The sequence below is a fragment of the Duganella sp. CF517 genome (assembly GCF_900110275.1).
Lineage (GTDB): Bacteria > Pseudomonadota > Gammaproteobacteria > Burkholderiales > Burkholderiaceae_D > Rugamonas.
In genome coordinates this window covers 1-1409 of the sequence record NZ_FODC01000027.1, presented here as the reverse complement: position 1 = coordinate 1409, position 1409 = coordinate 1, and the positions used below count along the sequence as shown (strand labels likewise).

Annotated in this window: 1 protein-coding gene; it reads right to left on the bottom strand. The window is 63.7% G+C overall.

Going from position 1 to position 1409, the window contains the following annotated elements:
- The coding region (locus BMX85_RS29830; RefSeq protein ID WP_143068122.1) for an AMP-binding protein at positions 1 to 1409 on the bottom strand (1409 nt) is incomplete at both ends.

Below are 1409 nucleotides of genomic sequence, written 5' to 3'. Positions count from 1 at the left end.
AGGTCCGCCTCGGTGATCCGGCGGTAGGTGACGTGCACCGTCGTTTCCGTGATGCCGTACATGTTGATCAACTGCGGCTCTTGATCGCCCCAATGGGCCATCCACGGTTTCAAACGCTGCGGATCTAGCGCCTCGCCGCCGAAAATGACCGCGCGCAGCGACAGGCGCTCGTCGTAGATGCCCGGGACGTGCATCAACTGGCCGAACGCCGACGGGGTCTGATTCAGCACCGTCACCTTGTGGCGGCGCAGCAGTTGCAGGAAGTCTTCCGGCGAGCGACTGATCCAGAACGGCACGATCACCAATTGGCCACCGGTGCACAGCGCGCCGAAAATCTCCCACACCGAGAAATCGAAGGCGTAGGAATGGAACATGGTCCAGACATCATCGACGCCGAACTTGAACCACTCGTCCGTGCCCTGAAGCAGACGGGTGACATTTCGGTGCGATAGTTGCGCGCCCTTGGGCCGACCGGTCGAGCCGGAGGTGTAGATCACGTAGGCCAGGTTCTCGGCGTGAACGGCTACTTGCGGGTTGTGCTCCGCCGCGCCGGACAGATCCAGCGTGTCCAGTTCCAGCACCCGCAGGCCTTCGGCGACAGGCAGGCTGTCCCTGACCGCGCTTTGCGTCAACAGCAGTTCGATGCCGCTGTCGCACATCATGTAGGCCAGCCGGTCGGCCGGATATTCGGGGTCCAGCGGAACGTAGGCGCCGCCGGCCTTCAGGATCGCCAGCAGGCCAACCATCATCCCGATCGAGCGTTCGACCGCGATGCCGACCTTGACGTCCGGCCGTATTCCCCGTTCGATGAGATAATGCGCGAGCAGGTTGGCGCGCAGATTCAGTTCCGCGTAGCTCAGTAACTCGTCGCCGTAAATCAGCGCCGTCGCCGCCGGATTGGCCTGCGCCTGACGCTCGATGAGCTGGTGCAGTGTTTCCAGCGCAGGATAGCGCAAGGTGTTTCCGCCCCACTGCTGGAGCAGTTCGCGCTCCTTCTTCGTCAACAACTGCAGCTCACCCATGGAGCGCTCCGGTGCCCTCTCCAACGCCTCCACAATGCCTTCGACAGCCGCTTGCATGTAATTGCACAATCGCGCCACGCCGACCGAGCGCACCGTCTGGCCTACCAGATGGAAGTCACGACCCAAGTCATCGACCCACATCCCGACCGGGAAGTTGGTCCGTTCCTCGCCGCCGAGCGTCTGCATGCCTTCCCAGGCGATGCCGCTGTCGGCCTGGCCGGTGGCGCCGTGGCGGTAATTCAACAGCGACGAGAACAGTGGCGTACCGCCAGGCAGCCCGCTGCAACGCTGTGCCAGCGACAGACTGGCGTGTTCGTGCGCCAGCAGGCCGGTCAAACCGGCGTGCGTCTCGCGCAGGCTTTCCAGCACGCCGCGCGCGCCCAGTTT